Origin of the sequence: Serratia sp. CY84636, assembly GCF_052166245.1 — a bacterium.
In the GTDB taxonomy this organism is placed as follows: Bacteria; Pseudomonadota; Gammaproteobacteria; order Enterobacterales; family Enterobacteriaceae; genus Serratia; species Serratia nevei.
Map to the genome: position 1 here is coordinate 347,112 of NZ_JBJNOX010000006.1, position 22,693 is coordinate 369,804.

At 58.7% G+C, this 22,693-nt stretch carries 16 protein-coding genes; 11 read left to right on the top strand and 5 right to left on the bottom strand.

The features are described from left to right. Positions 1 to 152: 152 nt before the first annotated feature. Genes ACJ8QI_RS18630 through ACJ8QI_RS18640 form a run of 3 tightly spaced genes read left to right on the top strand, consistent with a single transcriptional unit; the run spans position 153 to position 4,725 of the window. Entirely contained in the window at positions 153 to 2,942 is a 2,790-nt protein-coding gene (locus ACJ8QI_RS18630) for a xanthine dehydrogenase family protein molybdopterin-binding subunit (RefSeq protein WP_442532927.1), read from the top strand. Continuing rightward, entirely contained in the window at positions 2,939 to 3,493 is a 555-nt protein-coding gene (locus ACJ8QI_RS18635) for a (2Fe-2S)-binding protein (RefSeq protein ID WP_060441040.1), read from the top strand. The genes ACJ8QI_RS18630 and ACJ8QI_RS18635 overlap by 4 nt, the downstream gene beginning before the upstream one ends. Continuing rightward, positions 3,490 to 4,725 carry a c-type cytochrome gene (locus ACJ8QI_RS18640; RefSeq protein WP_442532928.1) on the top strand — a complete coding sequence of 412 codons (1,236 nt, stop codon included), beginning with the start codon at positions 3,490 to 3,492 and terminating at the stop codon, positions 4,723 to 4,725. Before ACJ8QI_RS18635 ends, ACJ8QI_RS18640 begins: the two co-directional genes overlap by 4 nt. 67 nt (positions 4,726 to 4,792) lie before the next feature. On the opposite strand, the gene ACJ8QI_RS18645 is transcribed toward ACJ8QI_RS18640, so the two are convergent. After that, the gene (locus tag ACJ8QI_RS18645) at positions 4,793 to 6,169 is read right to left on the bottom strand and encodes an amino acid permease (protein WP_004937488.1); all 1,377 of its coding nucleotides are present in this window, start codon (positions 6,167 to 6,169) and stop codon (positions 4,793 to 4,795) included. Between the two features lie 631 nt (positions 6,170 to 6,800). On the opposite strand from ACJ8QI_RS18645, the gene pdhR reads away from it, so the two are divergent. The 5 genes from pdhR to acnB all read left to right on the top strand — a co-directional run bounded on the left by pdhR (position 6,801) and on the right by acnB (position 17,062). Beyond that, positions 6,801 to 7,565, top strand: a complete 765-nt coding sequence (gene pdhR / locus ACJ8QI_RS18650) for a pyruvate dehydrogenase complex transcriptional repressor PdhR (RefSeq protein WP_004937490.1) — start codon at positions 6,801 to 6,803, stop codon at positions 7,563 to 7,565. Positions 7,566 to 7,730: 165 nt separating this feature from the next. Further along, positions 7,731 to 10,394, top strand: a complete 2,664-nt coding sequence (gene aceE / locus ACJ8QI_RS18655; protein WP_025304233.1) for a pyruvate dehydrogenase (acetyl-transferring), homodimeric type — start codon at positions 7,731 to 7,733, stop codon at positions 10,392 to 10,394. Between the two features lie 13 nt (positions 10,395 to 10,407). Further along, positions 10,408 to 12,291 (top strand): pyruvate dehydrogenase complex dihydrolipoyllysine-residue acetyltransferase, encoded by a 1,884-nt coding sequence (gene aceF / locus ACJ8QI_RS18660; protein WP_019456076.1) that lies wholly within the window; start codon positions 10,408 to 10,410, stop codon positions 12,289 to 12,291. 233 nt (positions 12,292 to 12,524) lie between these two features. Next, positions 12,525 to 13,949 carry a dihydrolipoyl dehydrogenase gene (gene lpdA, locus ACJ8QI_RS18665; RefSeq protein WP_004937500.1) on the top strand — a complete coding sequence of 475 codons (1,425 nt, stop codon included), beginning with the start codon at positions 12,525 to 12,527 and terminating at the stop codon, positions 13,947 to 13,949. A 515-nt stretch (positions 13,950 to 14,464) separates the two neighbouring features. Further along, positions 14,465 to 17,062 carry a bifunctional aconitate hydratase 2/2-methylisocitrate dehydratase gene (gene acnB / locus ACJ8QI_RS18670; protein WP_442532929.1) on the top strand — a complete coding sequence of 866 codons (2,598 nt, stop codon included), beginning with the start codon at positions 14,465 to 14,467 and terminating at the stop codon, positions 17,060 to 17,062. 73 nt (positions 17,063 to 17,135) lie between these two features. On the opposite strand, the gene ACJ8QI_RS18675 is transcribed toward acnB, so the two are convergent. After that, entirely contained in the window at positions 17,136 to 17,426 is a 291-nt protein-coding gene (locus tag ACJ8QI_RS18675; protein ID WP_064291158.1) for a hypothetical protein, read from the bottom strand. A 467-nt stretch (positions 17,427 to 17,893) separates the two neighbouring features. Between ACJ8QI_RS18675 and yacL the strand changes: the two genes are divergently transcribed. Continuing rightward, entirely contained in the window at positions 17,894 to 18,256 is a 363-nt protein-coding gene (gene yacL, locus ACJ8QI_RS18680) for a protein YacL (protein ID WP_004937507.1), read from the top strand. A 32-nt stretch (positions 18,257 to 18,288) separates the two neighbouring features. Here yacL and speD read toward each other — a convergent pair whose 3' ends face one another. The 3 genes from speD to ACJ8QI_RS18695 all read right to left on the bottom strand — a co-directional run bounded on the left by speD (position 18,289) and on the right by ACJ8QI_RS18695 (position 20,446). Next, positions 18,289 to 19,083 (bottom strand): adenosylmethionine decarboxylase, encoded by a 795-nt coding sequence (gene speD, locus ACJ8QI_RS18685; RefSeq protein ID WP_049200100.1) that lies wholly within the window; start codon positions 19,081 to 19,083, stop codon positions 18,289 to 18,291. A gap of 27 nt (positions 19,084 to 19,110) precedes the next feature. Continuing rightward, the gene (gene speE, locus ACJ8QI_RS18690) at positions 19,111 to 19,974 is read right to left on the bottom strand and encodes a polyamine aminopropyltransferase (RefSeq protein WP_442532930.1); all 864 of its coding nucleotides are present in this window, start codon (positions 19,972 to 19,974) and stop codon (positions 19,111 to 19,113) included. 124 nt (positions 19,975 to 20,098) lie between these two features. Beyond that, the gene (locus ACJ8QI_RS18695; RefSeq protein WP_004937515.1) at positions 20,099 to 20,446 is read right to left on the bottom strand and encodes a YacC family pilotin-like protein; all 348 of its coding nucleotides are present in this window, start codon (positions 20,444 to 20,446) and stop codon (positions 20,099 to 20,101) included. Positions 20,447 to 20,664: 218 nt separating this feature from the next. Here ACJ8QI_RS18695 and cueO point away from each other — a divergent pair, with 218 nt between their 5' ends. After that, positions 20,665 to 22,392 (top strand): multicopper oxidase CueO, encoded by a 1,728-nt coding sequence (gene cueO, locus ACJ8QI_RS18700; RefSeq protein WP_442532931.1) that lies wholly within the window; start codon positions 20,665 to 20,667, stop codon positions 22,390 to 22,392. A 105-nt stretch (positions 22,393 to 22,497) separates the two neighbouring features. Continuing rightward, complete coding sequence (gene relB / locus ACJ8QI_RS18705) at positions 22,498 to 22,689, top strand: type II toxin-antitoxin system RelB family antitoxin (protein WP_049200097.1); 192 nt, start codon at positions 22,498 to 22,500, stop codon at positions 22,687 to 22,689. The last annotated feature ends 4 nt before the right edge of the window (positions 22,690 to 22,693 follow it).

Below are 22,693 nucleotides of genomic sequence, written 5' to 3' on the forward strand. Positions count from 1 at the left end.
GCAAATGTTTTTTTGTTGAAAACAGCCTGTTAATCATCACATAATTTTAGTTATAAGCATATGCTTATGACGTCTACGGCAAGGTCGTCAGCGTTTGCGCAACAACACCGCGAACAAAAACCAATTACAAGAAAGACGTGAAGGACTTATTTATGAGCAATTTCAACCCGTCGCGGCGCCGCTTTATCAAAAGCGCCGTGATTGCGGGGGTGTCTGTGTATCTCGCGCCCCTGTACAGCCGCGCCTACGCCGCGCTGTTCGAGCAAAAAATCCTCCAGTCACCCAACTGGGATCCGCAGACCAAACGCGTCCGTTTCCGTATCGATGGCCGCGCCAAGGTCATGGGGCAGAAGGTGTTCGCGCGCGATATCCGCGCGGTGGACATGCCGCACTGGCCGCAGAAACAGGCGCACGCCTTCATTCTGCGCGTCACCAAAGCCGACCGGCTGTTCGAAGGGGTCGATCTGTCGCTGTTGGGGGACGACCTGCAGCCGGATCGCCTGGTGACGGCGGAAGATCTGGCGCGCGACGGCCTGGCCTTCCCGGCGTTCTACGGTGACGACATGCTGCTGCCGAGCGGCAAAACCCCGGCCTACCTCGGCCAAGCGGTGGCGATCCTGATCTATCACGACTTCGCCCGTTTCCGCTTCGCCAAGGACAAGCTGAAATTTCGTGAAGAAACCATCAAATACGGCGCGGTCACCGGCCCGCTGGAGCGCGATCCCTGGGGCAGCTTCCGCTATGTGCGGGTGGGGGGCGATCAGCCGTTCGACGACGATCGCTTCTCCAGCCTGAAGGACACGCCAATCTTCCCGGTATCGATGAAAAAACACCTGCCGGTGTGGCCGGAAGGGCACGAGGGCGGCAAGCTGGATCAGGAAGGCATGCGCTATGCGGGCCAGATCGCCGACGAGATGGCAAACCCGCCGGCCGATTGGCTGGTGATGTCGCGCCGCTACACCACGCAGTCGATCGACACCTCGGCGCTGGAGCCGGACAACGCCAACGGCTGGTTTGACGCACAGACGCAAACGCTGCATCTGGTGGTGCCGACCCAGTCGCCGCAGGAAGTGGCCGACGAGATGCCGCGCATGCTGGCCAAGCGCAATCCGCCGGTGAAACAGCTGATCCTGCACCCGTGCTACACCGTGGGCTACGGCTCGAAAGATCACTACAACTTCCCCTATTACGGCGCGGTGGCGGCGATGTACGGCGACGGCCACCCGGTGCGCCTGGCCAATGACCGCTTCGAGCAGTTCCAGACGGCGCTGAAGCGCCACGCGTTCGATATGAATTACCGCATCGCGGTGAATCGCCAGACCGGCGTTATGCAGTCGTTCCTCGGTGACATGACCGCGGACGGTGGCGGCCGAAGCAACTTTACCCCTTCGGTGGTGATGGTCGGCGCGACCGCCGCCCAGTCGATTTACTATTTCCCGAAAAGCGATCTGTCGTCGGTCGGGCTGGCCTCACGCGCCATCGACGCCGGTTCGGCGCGCGGTTACGGCACGCTGCAGAGCATGGCCGCCACCGAGATGATGGTGGATGAGCTGGCCGCCGAACTGAAGATCGACCCGATCGAGTTCCGCCTGCGCAACGTGCTGAAATCCGGCATGAAAAATACCCAGGGGGCGATCCCTGCCGGTGCGATCCGCGCCGATGAAGTGCTGGAGAAGGCGGCGAAGCATGAGATGTGGCTCAAGCGCGCCGAACGCAAGGCCGAGTTTGAGAGCCGCCATCCCGGCAAGCGCTATGGCGTTGGCTTTGGCTGCGTGCAGAAAGACTTCGGCACCGGGGCGGAAACTTCGTTCGCCCGGGTGGAGCTGAGCGAAGACGGCCGCATCACGCTGCATCACAGCGGCGCGGAGATGGGCACCGGCATGTCGACCTCGCAGTCGGTGCTGTGCGCACAGTGGCTGGGCAAACCGGCCGACGAAGCGCATTTCTCGGTCACCGACTGGTCGGTGCTGCCGATGGTCACCAGCGGCGATCCTTACCTGATGTCGCAGGCAGAGCAGGACAAACTGCAAACCAACCCTAACTGGACGCCGAGCTACTGTTCGCCGTCCAGCGCCAGCAACTCGGCCTATTACTTCTCGCACAGCACCCGCGAAGCGGCGCGCCTGATCTTCGATCGCGGCCTGTGGCCGGCGGCGATGGCGCTGTGGCAGGCCGGCATCGGCGGCGGCCAGGCGGCGCCGCTGGTGGTGCGGCGTGAAGATGCGCGTTGGGTCGAGGGCGGCCTGACGGCGGCGGGCATGTCGGTGCTGAGCCTCGAGCTGCTGGCCAAGACGGCCTATCAGATGGGCGGCGTCACCGGCGCGGCGGTGCACGTTTTCAACCGCTGGCAGTGGGCGGAGGCCGATTTCACGCTGAACGGCAAAAGCGAACGCCTGCCGATCGACGGCATGGCGCTGCGCAACGCCGGCGGTGAATTCAAACCGCTGGCGCGCGGGCAGGTCTACTACCCGCCAACCCAGCGCAACAATGCGGCGGTGACCTACTACAGCGCCGTTGGCACGCTGGCGGAAGTGGCGGTGGATATCGCCACCGGCCAGGTGGAATTGCTGAATCACCATTCGATCATGGAGTGCGGCAACCTGATCGTGCCGGAACTGGTTTCCGGCCAACTGCAGGGCGGGCTGGCGATGGGGATCGGCCATGCGCTGCACGAATATTTACCGCTGTACGAAGACGGCCCGGGCAACGGCACCTGGAACTTCAACCGTTACCACCTGCCGCGCGCCAGCGACGTGGCGGTGTGGAAACAGAGCGGCGACATCCTGCCGGCGCTGTCGGAAACCGATCCGCCGAAAGGCATGGCGGAGGTGGTGATGATCCCGATCGTGGCCGCGCTGGTCAACGCCATCGCCGACGCCACCGGCCACCGTTTCCGTGATTTGCCCGTTCGTGCAGAAAATATTCGTGAGGTATTACAATGAGCATTAAAACCCAGCCGATCTCCCTGACCATCAACGAGAAGCAGTACGGCCCGATCGAGGTGCCGGAAGGCTTGATGATGATCGATTTCCTGCACGAGTACCTTGACCTGACCGGTTCGCGCCTCGGCTGCGGGCAGGGCATTTGCCACGCCTGCGTGGCGATCGTCGATCACCCGAGCGGCACTAGCGAAGAGGTGCGCACCTGTATCACCGGCGCGCATTTCTTCAACGGCAAGAAAGTGCGTACCGTCGAAGGCCACGCCAAGATGGACGAGCAGGGCGAGGTGGTTGAACTGTCTCCGATCCAGCAGGCGTTTCTGGAGCACTACAGCTTCCAGTGCGGCTATTGCACGCCGGGCTTCGTCAATGCCGCTACCATTTTCGTGGAAAAGCTCAAGCGTGAACCTATCGCTCGCGAGCAGCTGGAAAGCGCCATCGAGCAGGCGCTGGACAGCCACATCTGCCGCTGTACCGGTTATGTGCGTTACTACGAAGCGGTGCGCGACGTGGTGCTGAAAACGCCGGGCCTGCTGAAGGAGACGGCGCAATGAAAAAACGTCTCGCAGTATTGATTTTGCTGGTGGCGATCGTGGTGATTGCGCTGCTGTGGTGGCGGGAAAACCGCCGTTACGACGGCCCGGTGCAGCAGGTGACCGCCGGCGCCGAACAGATCGCTCGCGGCCGCTATCTGGCGCAGGCCGCCGACTGCGCCGCCTGTCATACCGCCAGCGGCGGGGCGCCGTTGGCCGGCGGCTATCCGCTGGAAACGCCGTTCGGCACGATTTACGGCAGCAATCTGACGCCGTCGTCAGACCACGGCATCGGGCGCTGGACCAAGGACGACTTCTTCCTGGCGCTGACGCAGGGCGTGGCGCCGGGCGGGCGACACCTGTACCCGGCGATGCCTTACACCTCGTACAAGGGCATGTCGCGTCAGGATGCCGACGACATCTACGCTTACCTGATGACGCGCCCGGCGGTGGACGTGGCCATTCCGGCCAACGAGATGCCGTTCCCGTTCAACCAGCGCATGGCGCTGATCGGCTGGAACCTGCTGTTCCGCAGCCAGGATCCGCTGCCGGCCAGTTCGCAGGGCAGTTCGCCGCTATGGCAGCGCGGCCGCTATCTGGCCGACGTGCTGGGGCACTGTGGCGAATGCCACACGCCGCGCGGCGCGCTGGGCCAGATGGATCTCGCTAAGCCGATGCAGGGCGGCGATCTCGGCCGCTTCATGGCGCCGGACATTACGCCGCACGGCCTGGCGCAGCGCGGCTGGACGCCACAGGACGTCAGCCGCTTCCTCAGCACCGGCCTCGCGCCGCAGGGTTCCGCCTTCAGCGAGATGCACATGGTGGTGGATCTCAGCACCCGTCATTTAACGCCGGAAGATCATCAGGCGTTGGCGCTGTATCTGATGGGCGAGCAGCCGCCGGTGGCGGTGCCGGTGAAAATGGGCCAGGGCAGCGATGCCGGGCGCATGGCCTATTTGGATCAGTGCGCCGGGTGTCACGCGCGTGAAGGCGAGGGTAAACCGCACGTCGCACCGGCGATGCGCGATAATGCCACGCTGCGCCAGGCAGACGGCAAGAACCTGATCGTGTCGGTGCTGGACGGCCTGCCGGCCCAGCAGTTCCCGAACGATGAAAGCATGCAGAGCATGCCGGGCTTCGGTGAGCGGCTGAGCGATGCCGAAGTGGCGGAGCTGGTGAATTACCTGCGCGTGACCTGGGGCGGCTTGCCGGCGGATATCACCGCAGAGCAGGTGAAAGCGCTGCGCAAGTAAGCGGCGTTCAGGAGAAAAAAATGGCCCGCATCTGCGGGCCATTTTATTTATTGTGCGGTCACGGGATTCAACGGCTGGTGACGCCGTCTACGCGTTGGCTGCGCTGTTTGATGGCGTAACCGACGGCCAGGATCGCCACCCATACCGGGATCAGCAGCACCGAGATTTGAATGCCCGGCGTCAGGTACATGATCACCAGGATGCCGGCCATGAACAGCAGGCATAGGTAGTTGCTGAACGGGTACCAGAAGGCTTTGAACTTCGGCACCACGCCTTCGCGGTTTTTGGCGGCGCGGAACTTCAGGTGCGCCAGGCTGATCATCGCCCAGTTGATCACCAGCGCCGATACCACCAACGCCATCAGCAGTTCGAAGGCCCGCCCCGGGATCAGGTAGTTAATCAGCACGCACAGCGCGGTGGCGAGGGCGGAAATGCCGATGGCTACCACCGGCACGCCGCGGCCGTCGACCTTCAGCAGGCTTTTCGGGCCGTTGCCCTGCTGCGCCAGGCCGTACAGCATGCGGCTGTTGCAGTAGACGCAGCTGTTGTACACCGACAGCGCGGCGGTGAGCACCACGATGTTCAGCACGGTCGCCACCAGGTTGCTGTTCAGCGCGTGGAAGATCAGCACGAACGGGCTGCCGCCTTCAACCACTTTGCCCCACGGGTACAGCGACAGCAGAATGGCCAGCGAACCGATATAGAAGATCAGGATGCGGTAGATCACCTGATTGGTGGCTTTCGGAATGCTTTTTTGCGGGTTGTCGGCTTCAGCGGCGGTGATGCCGACCAGCTCGAGGCCGCCGAAGGAGAACATGATCACCGCCATCGCCATCACCAGGCCCATGACGCCGTTCGGGAAGAACCCGCCCTGCGCCCACAGGTTGGTGACGGTGGCCTCCGGGCCGCCCATGCCGCTGAACAGCAGGTAGGCGCCGAACACGATCATGCCGATAATCGCCACCACCTTGATGATGGCGAACCAGAACTCCATCTCGCCGTAAACTTTAACGTTGGCCAGGTTGATGGCGTTGATCGCCAGGAAGAACACCGCGGCGGAGACCCAGGTGGGGATCTCCGGCCACCAGTACTGCACGTAGATGCCGACCGCGGTCAGCTCCGCCATCGCCACCAGGACATACAGCACCCAGTAGTTCCAGCCGGAAGCGAAGCCGGCGAAGTTGCCCCAGTATTTGTAGGCGAAGTGGCTGAAGGAACCGGCAACCGGCTCTTCCACCACCATTTCCCCCAGCTGGCGCATGATCAGAAACGCGATGAAGCCGCCGATGGCGTAGCCGAGAAGCACTGACGGGCCGGCCATTTTTATTGTTTGAGCGATACCGAGAAATAACCCGGTGCCGATTGCGCCACCTAAGGCGATGAGCTGAATATGGCGGTTTTTCAGGCCGCGTTTCAGCTGGTCACCATGCTGTTGACCATCCATCAATCTAACCCTCTGTCGTTGCGAATGACCACATGCCTGTAAAGCAGTGGTTACGATGTGTGTTTTGTTTTATTTACGGCGTTATAGCTATTAATTCCACGGCGCCGCTACCGTTTGGCAGAGAATAATGTTATGCGCGTCGGTTTGCACCTGCTTTGTCGTGTGAGTGATTAAGATTGCAGCAGTTTAGGAAACAAAATGCGGGTTGTGTGACGGCGGGGGGGATTCAGTGCATGAAATAAGCAACAAATCACATAATGCGCAAAAATAACGTAGATCCGAGCGGCGGCGCGCGTTCAAATAATGAACGAATCCCCGTTGCGCTGCTCGCCAAATAGCCATTCATTAAAGCGTCATAACCATGCAATAAAACTCGGGCAAAAAGTTTGCACTCTGCCTTGCGTAAGGTTTGGTAAAAGTTAAATCCCCAACCCGGCGCGTAAATGGTAATACCATCACGGCGTTACCGGTTTGCAGCGGGGTTTTCAGCGGGGTGTTAAAATGTGCGGGTAACCTGATTTCGATCAAGGCCCGTATGGACAGGAGGTGAATACTTTGTTACTTTACCGTCACGTTTTTGAAATTGGTATTACCAATTGACTCCGCGCCATTCGCAGAGAAGAATTCACTCATGGCCTACAGCAAAATCCGCCAACCCAAGTTGTCAGATGTTATCGAGCAACAGCTCGAATACCTGATCCTCGAGGGGACACTGCGCCCAGGCGAAAAACTGCCTCCGGAGCGCGAGCTGGCGAAACAATTTGATGTCTCCCGTCCTTCTCTGAGAGAGGCCATTCAGCGCCTGGAAGCGAAAGGGCTGCTCCTGCGCCGTCAGGGCGGCGGCACCTTCGTGCAAACTAATCTGTGGCAGAGCTTCAGCGATCCGCTGGCCGAGCTGCTGGCCGACCATCCCGAATCACAGTTCGATCTGCTGGAAACCCGTCACGCGCTGGAAGGCATTGCCGCCTATTACGCGGCGCTGCGCGGCACCGATGAAGATCTGGCGCGCATCCGCGACTGCCATATCGTGATTCAACAGGCTCAAGACAGCGGCGATCTCGACGCCGAAGCCGATGCGGTCATGCAGTATCAAATCGCCGTGACCGAAGCTGCCCACAACGTTGTGTTACTTCACCTGCTACGCTGCATGGGGCCGATGCTGGAACAGAACGTGCGTCAGAACTTTGAATTGCTCTACTCGCGCCGTGAGATGTTGGCAAAAGTGAGCAGCCACCGCGCCGGAATTTTTGAGGCGATTGTGGCACGCGAGCCGGAAAAGGCCCGTGAAGCCTCGCATCGCCACTTGGCGTTTATCGAGGAAATCTTGCTGGATCTCAGCCGGGAGCATACTCGGCGCGAGAGATCGCTACGGCGTCTCCAGCAACGCAAGGATTAAGAGCTGTCCTCTTCAGGGTACACCAGCCTGCGGGGGTTAAGTTCGAGGTACTTAGTTAAGTACTTAAGCGGCAACTAAACTGATGGGCCTGTCTTCGTGTGTTTTTGCACAGAGCACAGGAAGACAGGCTCCAAACAAACCATTAGACAGATAAGGAATACCACCATGTCAGAACGTTTAAACAATGACGTGGATCCGATCGAAACCCGCGACTGGCTGCAGGCGATCGAATCGGTCATCCGTGAAGAGGGTGTTGAGCGAGCTCAGTTTCTGATTGATCAGGTATTGGGAGAAGCCCGCAAAGGCGGCGTTAACGTTGCGGCCGGTGCTGCAGCGCACAACTACGTCAACACCATCGCGGTAGAAGACGAACCGGCCTACCCAGGCAACCTGGATCTGGAACGCCGCATTCGCTCAGCGATCCGTTGGAACGCGATCATGACCGTTCTGCGCGCATCCAAAAAAGACCTGGAGCTGGGCGGCCACATGGCTTCCTTCCAGTCTTCCGCGACCTTCTATGAAGTCTGCTTTAACCACTTCTTCCGCGCACGCAACGAGAAAGACGGCGGCGACCTGGTGTACTTCCAGGGCCACATCTCTCCGGGCGTTTACGCGCGTGCCTTCCTTGAAGGCCGCCTGACCGAAGAACAAATGAACAACTTCCGTCAGGAAGTGCACGGCAACGGCCTGTCCTCTTACCCGCATCCTAAGCTGATGCCGGAATTCTGGCAGTTCCCGACCGTTTCCATGGGCCTGGGCCCAATCAGCGCCATCTATCAGGCGAAGTTCCTGAAATACCTGGAACACCGCGGCCTGAAAGACACCTCTGAGCAGACCGTTTACGCCTTCCTGGGCGACGGCGAGATGGATGAGCCGGAATCCAAAGGCGCCATCACCATCGCGACCCGCGAGAAGCTGGACAACCTGGTGTTCGTCATCAACTGCAACCTGCAGCGCCTGGACGGCCCGGTCACCGGCAACGGCAAGATCATCAACGAACTGGAAGGCATCTTCTCCGGCGCAGGCTGGCAGGTGCTGAAAGTGATCTGGGGCGGCCGTTGGGACGAACTGCTGCGTAAAGACACCAGCGGTAAACTGGTTCAGCTGATGAACGAGACCCTGGACGGCGACTACCAGACCTTCAAATCCAAAGACGGCGCTTACGTGCGCGAGCACTTCTTCGGCCGTTACCCAGAAACCGCGGCGCTGGTCAAAGACATGACCGACGACGAAATCTGGGCGCTGAACCGTGGTGGTCACGATCCGAAGAAAATCTTCGCTGCACTGAAAAAAGCGCAGGACACCAAAGGCAAACCGACCGTTATCCTGGCCCACACCATCAAAGGTTACGGCATGGGTGAAACCGCGGAAGGTAAAAACATCGCTCACCAGGTGAAGAAAATGAACATGGAAGGGGTTCACCACTTCCGCGATCGTTTCAACGTGCCGGTTGCCGATGCTGACATCGAAAAACTGCCGTACATCACCTTCGAGAAAGAGTCCGAAGAGTACAAATACCTGCACGAACGTCGCCAGGCGCTGAAAGGCTACGTGCCGACGCGTCTGCCGGAGTTCACTCAGAAGCTGGAAATGCCGGCGCTGGAAGATTTCAGCTCGCTGCTGGAAGAGCAGAACAAAGAGATCTCCACCACTATCGCCTTCGTGCGTGCCCTGAACGTGATGCTGAAGAACAAGTCGATCAAAGATCGCCTGGTGCCAATCATCGCCGACGAAGCGCGTACCTTCGGTATGGAAGGTCTGTTCCGTCAGATCGGTATCTACAGCCCGAACGGCCAGCAGTACACTCCGCAGGACCGTGAGCAGGTGGCTTACTACAAAGAAGACGAGAAAGGCCAAATCCTGCAGGAAGGCATCAACGAACTGGGCGCAGCCTCTTCCTGGCTGGCCGCAGCGACTTCCTACAGCACCAACGATCTGCCGATGATTCCGTTCTACATCTACTACTCGATGTTCGGTTTCCAACGTATCGGCGACCTGTGCTGGGCAGCGGGCGACCAACAGGCGCGCGGCTTCCTGATCGGCGGCACCTCGGGCCGTACTACCCTGAACGGCGAAGGTCTGCAGCACGAAGATGGCCACAGCCACATTCAGTCTCTGACCATCCCTAACTGCATCTCTTACGATCCGGCTTACGCGTACGAAGTGGCGGTGATCATGCACGACGGTCTGGTGCGCATGTATGGCGACAACCCGGAAAACGTGTACTACTACCTGACCACGCTGAACGAAAACTACCACATGCCTGCGATGCCGCAGGGTGCGGAAGAAGGTATCCGCAAGGGTATCTACAAGCTGGAAACGCTGGAAGGCAGCAAAGGCAAGGTACAGCTGCTGGGCTCCGGCGCCATCCTGCGCCACGTGCGCGAAGCTGCGCAGATCCTGGCGAAGGACTACGGCGTGGGTTCCGACACCTACAGCGTGACCTCGTTCACAGAACTGGCGCGCGACGGCCAGGATTGCGAGCGCTGGAACATGCTGCACCCAACCGAAACGCCACGCGTGCCTTACATCGCTCAGGTGATGAGCGACGCGCCGGCGGTAGCTTCTACCGACTACATGAAACTGTTCGCCGAACAGGTTCGTACTTATGTGCCGGCCAGCGATTATCGCGTACTGGGCACCGACGGCTTCGGTCGTTCGGACAGCCGCGAAAACCTGCGTCACCACTTCGAAGTCGATGCATCCTACGTGGTGGTTGCTGCTCTGGGTGAACTGGCTAAACGCGGTGAGATCGAAGCTTCTGTGGTTGCCGATGCAATCAAGAAATTCGACATCAACCCGGAAAAAGTTAACCCGCGTCTGGCCTAAGAGGTACTGAATAATGTCTATCGAAATCAACGTACCGGACATCGGTGCAGATGAAGTCGAAATCACCGAGATTCTGGTGAAGGTCGGCGATAAAGTTGAAGCGGAACAATCGCTGATCACCGTGGAAGGCGACAAGGCTTCCATGGAAGTGCCCTCCCCGCAGGCGGGCGTGGTGAAAGAGATCAAAGTGGCGGTCGGCGATAAAACCGAAACCGGCAAACTGATCATGATCTTCGAAGCGGCAGGCGCAGCGGAAGCTGCACCGGCGGCGAAAGCGGAAGAAAAACCGGCAGCGGCAGCAGCTGCCCCGGCCGCCGCTGCGGCCAAAGACGTTGCCGTGCCGGACATCGGCGCTGACGAAGTCGAAGTGACCGAGATCCTGGTGAAAGTGGGCGACAAGGTGGAAGCCGAGCAGTCCCTGATCACCGTGGAAGGCGACAAGGCTTCCATGGAAGTCCCTGCGCCGTTCGCGGGCACCGTGAAAGAGATCAAGATCGCGACCGGCGACAAAGTGAAAACCGGTTCCCTGATCATGGTGTTCGAAGTGGCCGGCGCCGCTTCCGCTGCGGCCCCGGCTGCGGCGCAAGCCCCTGCCGCCGCTGCAGCGCCTGCGGCCTCTGCGGCCAAAGACGTCGCCGTGCCGGATATCGGCGGTGACGAAGTCGAAGTGACCGAAGTGATGGTTAAGGTGGGCGACAAGGTTGCCGCCGAGCAGTCTCTGATCACCGTGGAAGGCGACAAGGCCTCCATGGAAGTGCCTGCACCGTTCGCGGGTACCGTTAAAGAGATCAAGATCGCGACCGGCGACAAAGTGAAAACCGGCTCCCTGATCATGGTGTTCGAAGTGGAAGGCGCTGCGCCTGCCGCTGCCGCCGCTCCAGCCGCTAAAGCGGAAGCTGCGCCGGCTCCGGCCGCCGCTAAAGCCGCCGCTCCGGCTGCGAAAGCTGACGACAAAGGCGAGTTCGCCGAGAACGCGGCATACGTGCACGCGACCCCGGTCATTCGTCGTCTGGCGCGTGAATTCGGCGTTAACCTGGCGAAAGTGAAGGGCACCGGTCGTAAAGGCCGCATCCTGCGCGAAGACGTTCAGACTTACGTGAAAGACGCGGTGAAACGCGCTGAAGCGGCTCCGGCTGCTGCCGGCGGCGGTCTGCCAGGCATGCTGCCATGGCCGAAAGTGGACTTCAGCAAGTTCGGCGAGATCGAAGAAGTCGAAATGGGCCGCATCCAGAAGATCTCTGGCGCGAACCTGAGCCGCAACTGGGTGATGATCCCGCACGTGACTCACTTCGACAAAACCGACATCACCGATCTGGAAGCGTTCCGCAAGCAGCAGAACGAAGAAGCGGCCAAGCGCAAGCTGGACGTGAAGTTCACGCCTGTCGTGTTCATCATGAAAGCCGTTGCTGCCGCTCTGGAGCAGATGCCGCGCTTCAACAGCTCGCTGTCCGAAGACGGTCAGAAGCTGACGCTGAAGAAATACATCAACATCGGCGTGGCGGTAGATACCCCGAACGGCCTGGTGGTTCCGGTGTTCAAGGACGTGAACAAGAAGAGCATCACCGAGCTGTCTCGCGAACTGATGGCCATCTCCAAGAAAGCGCGCGACGGCAAGCTGACCGCGGGCGAGATGCAGGGCGGCTGCTTCACCATCTCCAGCCTGGGCGGCATCGGGACGACCCACTTCGCGCCGATCGTCAACGCGCCGGAAGTGGCTATCCTGGGCGTCTCCAAGTCTGCGATGGAGCCGGTCTGGAACGGTAAAGAGTTCATGCCGCGCCTGATGATGCCGATGTCGCTGTCCTTCGACCACCGCGTTATCGACGGTGCCGATGGTGCGCGCTTCATCACCATCATCAACAACATGTTGTCCGACATTCGCCGTCTGGTGATGTAATGCAAAAGGGGCGCAGCATGCTGCGCCCCTGACGATTCTGTAGCAGTTTTGTCGGATTTTGCACAACTCGACAAAATTGTTGAGACACGGGTCACTCGAACACGCTTTGCAGATTATTAACAATTCTGTAAACTGCTCGCGGTGTAAGCGTCCCGGTGGATGAAGGGCGTTATGAGATCGATTAGCAATAAAAATGACGTCTGACCCGCCGGACAATCAATTAAGAGGTCATGATGAGTACTGAAATTAAAACTCAGGTCGTGGTACTTGGGGCGGGCCCGGCAGGTTACTCTGCAGCCTTTCGTTGCGCTGACTTAGGTCTTGAAACCGTTCTGGTTGAACGTTATTCCACTCTGGGCGGGGTTTGCCTGAACGTGGGATGTATCCCTTCCAAAGCACTGCTGCACGTTGCCAAAGTGATCGAAGAAGCCAAAGCGTTGGCCGAACACGGCATCGTTTTCGGCGAGCCGAAAACCGACATCGACAAAGTGCGCGTCTGGAAAGAAAAAGTCATCACTCAGCTGACCGGCGGTCTGGCTGGCATGGCGAAAGGCCGTAAAGTGAAAGTGGTCAACGGCCTGGGCAAGTTCACCGGCGCTAACACCCTGGTTGTGGAAGGCGAAAACGGCCCAACCACCATCAACTTCGACAACGCCATCATCGCTGCAGGTTCTCGTCCGATCCAACTGCCATTCATTCCTCATGAAGATCCACGCGTGTGGGATTCTACCGATGCGCTGGAACTGAAAACCGTCCCAGAGCGTCTGCTGGTTATGGGCGGCGGCATCATCGGCCTGGAAATGGGCACCGTATACCATGCTTTGGGTTCACAGATCGACGTCGTTGAAATGTTCGATCAGGTCATCCCGGCGGCAGATAAAGACGTGGTGAAAGTCTTCACCAAACGTATCAGCAAGCAGTTCAACCTGATGCTGGAAACCAAAGTGACCGCGGTAGAAGCCAAAGAAGACGGCATCTACGTCACGATGGAAGGTAAAAAAGCGCCGGCAGAACCACAGCGTTACGACGCGGTGCTGGTGGCGATCGGCCGCGTGCCGAACGGCAAACTGCTGGATGCCGGCAAAGCCGGTGTTGAAGTTGACGAGCGTGGCTTCATCAACGTCGACAAACAGCTGCGCACCAACGTGCCGCACATCTTCGCTATCGGCGACATCGTCGGTCAGCCGATGCTGGCGCACAAAGGCGTGCACGAAGGCCACGTTGCCGCGGAAGTTATCGCCGGCATGAAGCACTACTTCGATCCGAAAGTGATCCCATCCATCGCTTACACCGAGCCGGAAGTGGCATGGGTGGGTCTGACCGAGAAAGAAGCGAAAGAGAAAGGCATCAGCTACGAAACCTCCACCTTCCCGTGGGCGGCTTCCGGCCGTGCGATCGCTTCCGACTGTGCAGACGGCATGACCAAACTGATCTTCGACAAAGAAACTCATCGCATCATCGGTGGCGCGATTGTCGGCACCAACGGCGGCGAGCTGCTGGGTGAAATCGGTCTGGCTATCGAGATGGGCTGCGACGCGGAAGACATCGCGCTGACCATCCACGCTCACCCGACCCTGCACGAATCCGTGGGCCTGGCGGCGGAAATCTACGAAGGCAGCATCACCGACCTGCCTAACCCGAAAGCCAAGAAGAAGTAATTCTGCTGGCTTGACCGGTTAACCAGCGGCTCCTGAAAAGGGGCCGTTTTTTTTTGCTCAAACTCAGAAAGCGGTATTTTTGTGGCCGCTGCGCCAAATTCCGATCCCCCTGCTTATATCCACTCTAATTATATGGATATAATGCCCTGCTAGTCCGGCAGCCGATTACGCTGCGCTCAACGATTCAGCAAAGATTTAATGTTGCTTTTATGTGAACGAATTAACAACCGTTTCAAATCCTGATATGCTGGCTGAGCGGAACCGGGCACTGTACCTTACAGTCCAGGACATCGACAGCAGTGCCCCGTCAGGATAGATGGCATCTATATCGCCGTGCGCTCTACCCATCAGTCTTTCATGCTGTAACGCTGTTTGACCGTGCTTGTTTGCCCCAATCACCGTTTCGGGGCCTTTACGGGCCGATCGCCTAGCCACAGAGTGAAACCCCAAGGGTATAAACCCGGTTTGCATATACGCCAGGCACAATAAATGACAATGAGAGCGAGGAGAACGTCGTGCTAGAAGAATACCGTAAGCACGTAGCCGAGCGTGCTGCTGAGGGCATCGCCCCTAAGCCGCTAGACGCCACCCAAATGGCCGCGCTGGTCGAACTACTGAAGAATCCGCCAAAAGGCGAAGAAGAATTCCTGTTAGACCTGCTGATTAACCGTGTTCCACCGGGCGTCGACGAAGCCGCCTACGTCAAAGCAGGTTTCCTGGCGGCCATCGGCAAAGGCGAAGCGACATCCCCCCTGGTTACCCCCGAGAAAGCCATTGAACTGTTAGGCACCATGCAGGGCGGCTATAACATTCACCCGCTGATCGAAGCGCTGGACAACGAAACGCTGGCGCCTATCGCCGCGAAAGCGCTGTCCCACACGCTGCTGATGTTCGACAACTTCTACGACGTGGAAGAGAAGGCCAAGGCCGGTAACCCACACGCCAAGCAGATCATGCAGTCCTGGGCCGACGCCGAATGGTACCTGTCGCGCCCTGAGCTGGCGGAAAAGATCACCGTCACCGTGTTCAAAGTCACCGGCGAAACCAACACCGACGACCTTTCCCCGGCGCCGGACGCCTGGTCGCGCCCGGACATCCCGCTGCACGCGCTGGCGATGCTGAAAAACGAACGTGAAGGCATCGTGCCGGATCAGCCGGGCAGCGTCGGCCCGATCAAACAGATCGAGCTGCTGAACAAGAAAGGCTTCCCGCTGGCCTACGTCGGCGACGTGGTCGGCACCGGTTCTTCCCGTAAATCCGCTACCAACTCCGTGCTGTGGTTTATGGGCGACGACATCCCGCACGTGCCGAACAAGCGCGGCGGCGGCGTGGTGCTGGGCGGCAAGATTGCGCCTATCTTCTTCAACACCATGGAAGATGCCGGCGCGTTGCCGATCGAAGTGGACGTGTCCGAGCTGAACATGGGCGACGTGATCGACGTTTACCCGTACAAAGGTGAAGTGCGCAACCACGAAACCGGCGCGCTGATCGCCAACTTCGAGCTGAAAACCGACGTGCTGCTGGATGAAGTGCGCGCCGGCGGCCGTATCCCGCTGATCATCGGCCGCGGCCTGACCACCAAGGCACGCGAAGCGCTAGGTCTGCCGCACAGCGACGTGTTCCGTATCGCCAAGCCGGTTGCCGCCAGCAGCAAAGGCTTCTCGCTGGCGCAGAAAATGGTCGGCCGCGCCTGCGGCGTCGCCGGCATTCGCCCTGGCGAGTACTGCGAACCGAAGATGACCTCCGTCGGTTCTCAGGACACCACCGGCCCGATGACCCGCGATGAGCTGAAAGACCTGGCCTGCCTCGGCTTCTCCGCCGATCTGGTCATGCAGTCGTTCTGCCACACCGCCGCGTACCCGAAACCGGTCGACGTGACCACGCACCACACGCTGCCTGACTTCATCATGAACCGCGGCGGCGTCTCGCTGCGTCCGGGCGACGGCGTGATCCACTCCTGGTTGAACCGCATGCTGCTGCCTGACACCGTCGGCACCGGTGGCGATTCCCACACCCGCTTCCCGATCGGCATCTCCTTCCCGGCCGGTTCCGGCCTGGTGGCGTTTGCCGCCGCGACCGGCGTGATGCCGCTGGATATGCCTGAGTCGGTGCTGGTGCGCTTCAAAGGCAAAATGCAGCCGGGCATTACCCTGCGCGATCTGGTGCACGCCATCCCTTACTACGCGATCCAGCAAGGCTTGCTGACCGTCGAGAAGAAGGGCAAGAAAAACATCTTCTCCGGCCGTATTCTGGAGATCGAAGGCCTGCCGGATCTGAAGGTCGAGCAGGCGTTTGAGCTGACCGATGCGTCCGCCGAACGTTCCGCCGCCGGTTGTACCATCAAGCTGGACAAAGCGCCGATCGAAGAGTACCTGAACTCCAACATCGTGTTGCTGAAGTGGATGATCTCCGAAGGCTACGGCGATCGCCGTACGCTGGAACGCCGTATTCAGGGTATGGAAAAATGGCTGGCGGATCCGCAACTGCTGGAAGGCGATGCGGATGCGGAATACGCGGCGGTGATCGACATCGATCTGAACGAGATCAAAGAGCCGATCCTGTGCGCGCCGAACGATCCTGACGATGCACGTCTGCTGTCTGACGTGGCCAACAGCAAAATCGATGAAGTGTTCATCGGTTCTTGCATGACCAACATCGGCCACTTCCGCGCGGCCGGCAAGCTGCTGGATCAGCACAAGGGCCAGCTGCCGACCCGTCTGTGGGTGGCGCCGCCAACCAAGATGGACGCGGCTCAGCTGACCGAAGAAGGCTACTACAGCGTCTTCGGCAAGAGCGGGGCGCGCATCGAGATCCCGGGCTGTTCGCTGTGCATGGGCAACCAGGCTCGCGTGGCGGACGGTGCGACGGTGGTCTCCACCTCGACCCGTAACTTCCCGAACCGTCTGGGCACCGGTGCCAACGTCTATCTGGCGTCTGCCGAACTGGCTGCGGTTGCGTCCCTGCTGGGCCGCCTGCCGACGCCGGACGAGTACCAGACCTATATGGCGCAGGTCGACAAGACGGCGGCGGATACCTACCGCTATCTGAACTTTGATCAGCTGGGGCAGTACACCGAAAAAGCCGACGGCGTGATCTTCCAGACCGCGGTTTAATTCAGCGTCAATCCCAAGCAGCGGGGCCCTTTCCAGGGCCCCGTTTTTTTATTTTACGTTCAAAGCCTGCCCGCTATTTTTTGAATATTTCCACGTGGATATCTTTGTGATCGCTCTCTTGCCCGGTGGCGGAGATGATGCGATAGAAGCAGTCTTTCCCATCCAGTCCGCTGAGTTCATTACATTTCTTATCAACCTCTGAGGAAATATATTTATGGCCGACGGTAGGCACGCCGGTCTGCTGAATGGAGAGATCGCCGAGTTTGGTGTAGTTGGCGGATTCTTCAAGGGTGATTTGTTTGGCGGCGAACGCCGATGCAGAGAACATCATGCTCAGTGCGATAATGGAGGTTATGTATTTCATGGCACACATCCTGATCGTGGTGATAGGTATGAATGAGGTGAGAACACCTCTGGCCGCTGGTGAACATAATTAGAGCTCCTTTATTTAAAAGCTAATCGATATTGAGGGGATGTCAATAAAGTCGCGTCGCGCCAGGAATCAGTAACTTATTTATTTTAAAGGGAAATCATAATCCCGATAAAATCGTGACATACATCTCCACGGTATCTACATGATTCAAATAAATAACCGGCGATCGGCGGATTGTCGGCCGACTTTTCGCATGGCGGGCATGCGCCGCGCGGCGATGAGGCACCGCTTCGCTTTCCTTGAGGGATCGCGGCCGGCGTCTTCCCATCGCCGCCGCAAGCCGCTATATTGCGCGCCGCCAAGGTTTTATTTTGCCGAGTTGCCAACTTTGCGAGCGCTCACTGAGTTAGCAATCAATTTATGTTTACACTAAGAAAAAGGGCTCAGGAGGGCATGCTATGGATTACGAATTTCTGCGTGACGTTACCGGTCAGGTGATCGTCAGATTTTCGATGGGGCATGAAGCGATTGGCCACTGGATCAACGAAGAAGTCAAAGGCGATTTCAACCTGCTGGACCGCATAGAAGCCGGTGCGGCCGAGGTCAAAGGCAGCGAGCGTCAATGGCAGCTGGAAGGCCATGAATATACGCTGTTGATGGATGGTGAAGAAGTGATGATCCGCGCCAATCAGCTGGAGTTCGAAGGCGATGAAATGGAAGAGGGGATGAACTACTACGACGAAGAAAGCCTCTCATTCTGCGGCGTTGAGGACTTCCTGCTGGTGTTGAAGGCCTATCGTTCTTTCATGCTGAAATACTAAGCATCAGGGCGCGGCGTGCCGCGCCCTTTCCATCATAGAGGCGGGATATTGCGGCCGTAATAGATTTCCTGCATCTCTTTCCATAACAGATCGGTGATCTGTTTGCGTTCGACGGCGCTCAGCGCTTCCGGTGCCGCATTGAACAGGTAATGCTTCAGATCGAAATCCTTCAGCAACATCTTGGTATGGAAGATATTTTCCTGGTAAACGTTCACGTCCATCATGTGGTACAGCGCCTTGATGTCTTCCGACATAAAGTTCTGGATCGAATTGATCTCGTGATCGATGTAATGTTTCACGCCGTTCACGTCGCGGGTGAAACCGCGCACGCGGTAGTCCATGGTGACGATGTCGGATTCCAGCTGGTGAATTAAGTAGTTCAGCGCCTTGAGGGGCGAAATGACGCCGCAGGTCGAGACTTCGATATCGGCGCGAAAGGTGCACAGCCCGCCTTCCGGATGGCTTTCCGGGTAGGTGTGTACGCAGATGTGGCTCTTGTCCAGGTGCGCAACGACCGTGTTTGGCAGCGGGCCGGGATGTTCCGACGTATCGACGTCTTTCGGATCGATCGGCTCTTCGCTGACCAGGATGGTGACGCTGGCGCCCTGCGGCTCGTAGTCCTGACGTGCGATGTTCAGAATATTGGCGCCGATGATAGAGCAGGTCTCGCTCAGGATCTCGGTCAGCCGGTTGGCATTATATTGTTCGTCAATGTAGGCGATATAGCCGTCGCGATCGTCCGCGGTCTTGGCGTAACAAATATCGTAAATACAAAAACTCAGGCTCTTAGTCAGGTTGTTGAAGCCGTGCAGTTTTAGCTTATGCAATTTGGGCCACCTCCTTTATCTTCTCGCTTAACGTGTTACGTTCAGGGCATTGAGCAAATATTGCGGCAGGGCAAAGCTGCCGACGTGAATTGCCGGGTTGTAATAACGGCAGTGTAGACCGCTTTGGTTAAAGCGCTGTTGCAGAGTAGGCAGATCGAGCTGGCGCAGCGCCGGGTTCTGGCTTGCCCAGGCAAAGGTCATGATGCCGCCGTAATAGGTAGGGATCGCTGCCTGATAGAAGCTGACGTCGCTAAAGTAGCCGCTCAGTTTGGTGTGGCTGTTGACCGCTTCGTCCTGCTGCAGGAAACAGACGCCGTTTTGCGCGACGAAAATGCCGCCCTCATTCAGGCAGCGGGCGCAGCCTTCATAAAACGCCGAGGTGAACAGGCTTTCGCCGGGGCCGATCGGATCGGTGCAGTCGGAGATGATCACATCGAAGGTTTCGTCGGTTTGGTTCACGAAGTTGACGCCGTCGTCGATCACCAGCTTGAAGCGCGGATCGTCATAGGCGCCGGCGCTGTGGTTGGGCAGGTATTGGCGGCAGAACTCGACGACGCCGGCGTCGATTTCGACCATGGTGATCTGCTCCACGCCAGGGTGCCGGCTGACTTCGCGCAGCATGCCGCCGTCGCCGCCGCCGATGATCAGCACTTTCTTCGCCGCGCCGTGCGCCAGCAGCGGCACGTGGGTCAGCATTTCGTGATAGATGAACTCGTCACGCTCGGTGGTTTGCACCACGCCGTCGAGCGCCATCACGCGCCCCAGCACCGGGTTCTCGAAGATCACCAGATCCTGATGATCGGTCTTCTCGCGGTACAGCACTTTCTCTACCGAGAAGTACTGGCCGAAGCCCGTATGCAGCGTTTCGTACCAAATTTCTTTCTGGGTCATGTGCGGGAAACTCCGTAATAACAGCCATGAAAAATCGGCGCAACATCATAGCTAACTCTGCCTGGCGATGCACGGTTGAATTTCAGACAGAGAGAGCGTTAGGCGGGCGGGAGAAGGGGGGAAATTAGTTGGCGTAGGCCAGCAGGCTCAAAGAGTCGCGCGCCAGCGATTTGCATTTTTTAGGCGTTGGAATGGCGATGCCGCTGAGATCGCGGTAGCTGTCTTCGCCCAGCGCCTTCATATTGAAGCTGTTGTAGTTGCTCAAATCCCAGCGGTTTTGTTGCGCGAAATAGACGATGGCGCGTTTGATTTGCGCATTTGGCAAATCGTTGTAGCCGCAATCATTTTTCAAATAAATAAATACCGCCGTCAGATCGGCCAGATCTTCCGCCTCGGATTCATTCAGCGCCAGACTGGCGTTGGAGAAGCCCAGCATCGCCAGCAACAGCATCGATAACGTTGTTTTTTTCATCATGAAATAGGCCTGTTTGTCGTTTGCAGACGTTACCACACTTGCCTGTAAAGGCACCAAATTTTATTGCCGCTGGGCGCGGCCTTGCGTTCGTCAATGGCGCTCTCTTGATTGTGAGGCATAGCTTAAAATACCGCCAGGAAAGGCTTGACCTTCCGCCAGGGGGAAGGTTTAGGCTGGCGGCATTGAGTTATGTCACTGAGAAAAGGGAGTCAGCGATGTTACGCCGTGATTTTATTAAATTAACCGCCGCGCTGGGCGCCGCGAGCGCATTGCCGTTATGGAGCCGGGCCGCCTGGGCGGCCGATCGGCCGGCCCTGCCGGTACCGCCGCTGTTGACGCCGGACGCGCAGGGAAAGATTGCGCTGGCGCTGCAGGCGGGGGAAACCCGCTGGTTGCCCGGCGCAGCCACCAAAACCTGGGGATTCAACGGCGCGCTGCTCGGGCCGGCGGTGAAGCTGCAGCGTGGCCAGCCGGTAACGGTTGATATCAAAAACAGCCTGGCGGAGGCCAGCACCGTCCACTGGCACGGCCTGGAGATTCCCGGTGACGTCGATGGTGGCCCGCAGGCATTGATTCATCCCGGCGCGACGCGCACGGTGAATTTCACCGTCGATCAACCGGCGGCCACCTGCTGGTTCCACCCGCATACGCACGGTAAAACCGGCAGCCAGGTCATGATGGGGCTGGCGGGGCTGGTGCTGCTGGAAGACGAAGAGAGCGCCAAACTGCCGCTGCCGAAAACCTGGGGACAGGATGATATTCCGGTGATCCTGCAGGATAAGCGGCTGGGCAAAGACGCGCAGATCGAATACCGCCTGGACGTGATGAGTGCGGCGGTGGGCTGGTTTGGCGATCGCATGTTCACCAACGGCGCGCAGTATCCACAACATTTGGCGCCGCGCGGTTGGCTGCGCCTGCGTTTCCTCAACGGCTGCAACGCCCGCTCGCTGAATCTGGCGGCCAGTGACAACCGCCCGCTGTATGTCATCGCCAGCGACGGCGGTTTCCTGGCGGAGCCGGTGAAACTGACCGAGCTGCCGATGCTGATGGGCGAACGCTTTGAAGTGCTGGTCGATGCCTCGGATGGGAAAGCGTTCGATATCGTGACGCTGCCGGTGAAGCAGATGGGCATGACGCTGGCGCCGTTCGATCAAGCGCTGCCGGTGTTGCGCATTCAGCCGTCGCTGGCGCAGGGCATCAAAACCATGCCGGACAGCCTGGTGAAGCTGCCGACGTTGCCTGCCACCACCGGCATCCAGGAGCGTTGGCTGCAGCTGATGATGGATCCGCAGATGGATATGCTCGGTATGCAGGCGCTGATGGACCGCTATGGTCACCAGGCGATGGCCGGCATGAGCATGAATCATGGCGCGACGGGCGGCGCAGATATGAAAGGCATGGAGAAGGGCGGCATGCAGAGCATGGACCATGGCAACATGAAAGGCATGGAGAAGGGCGGCATGCAGGGCATGGACCATGGCAACATGGGCAACATGGGCAACATGGGCAACATGGGTAACATGAAGGGCATGGATCATGGCAATATGGCCGGGATGGATCACGGTGGCGCGCAGGGCAAAGCCAAACCGTTCGATTTCAGCCACGGCAATATGATCAACGGCAAGGCCTTCGATATGACCAAGCCGATGTTCGCTGCCAAACGGGGCCAGTATGAAAAGTGGACCATTTCCGGCGAGGGCGACATGATGTTGCACCCGTTCCACATTCACGGCACCCAGTTCCGCATCTTGTCGGAAAACGGCAAACCGCCGGCGGCGCATCGCAGCGGCTGGAAGGACACGGTGCGCGTCGAAGGATGGCGCAGTGAAGTGCTGGTGCGTTTTGACCATCCGGCCAGCAGCGAACATGCGTACATGGCCCACTGCCACCTGTTGGAACATGAAGATACCGGCATGATGATGGGCTTCACCGTCGCCGATTGATGGCGGCCCGGTGCTCCGGTGGTGGCGCGCTCGCGTCGCCACCGCTTGGTTCAATGAAAGGAAGCCGTTATACTGATTAAAATATCAGCTGTTGAGGAGTGCGTCATGCCGACAAAATTGGATCCCATCGTTTCTGAGTTTGAGACTCAAGAGCAGGCTGATAGCTACGATCGTTGGTTCAGAAGCACCGTGGAATCTTCCATCAATAGCGACTCCCCCCGTATTCCCCATGACGAAGTCATGGCCGGCGCTCGTCACATTATCGAGCAGGCGAAAGCCAAAAGAAAATCGGCCTGACCCT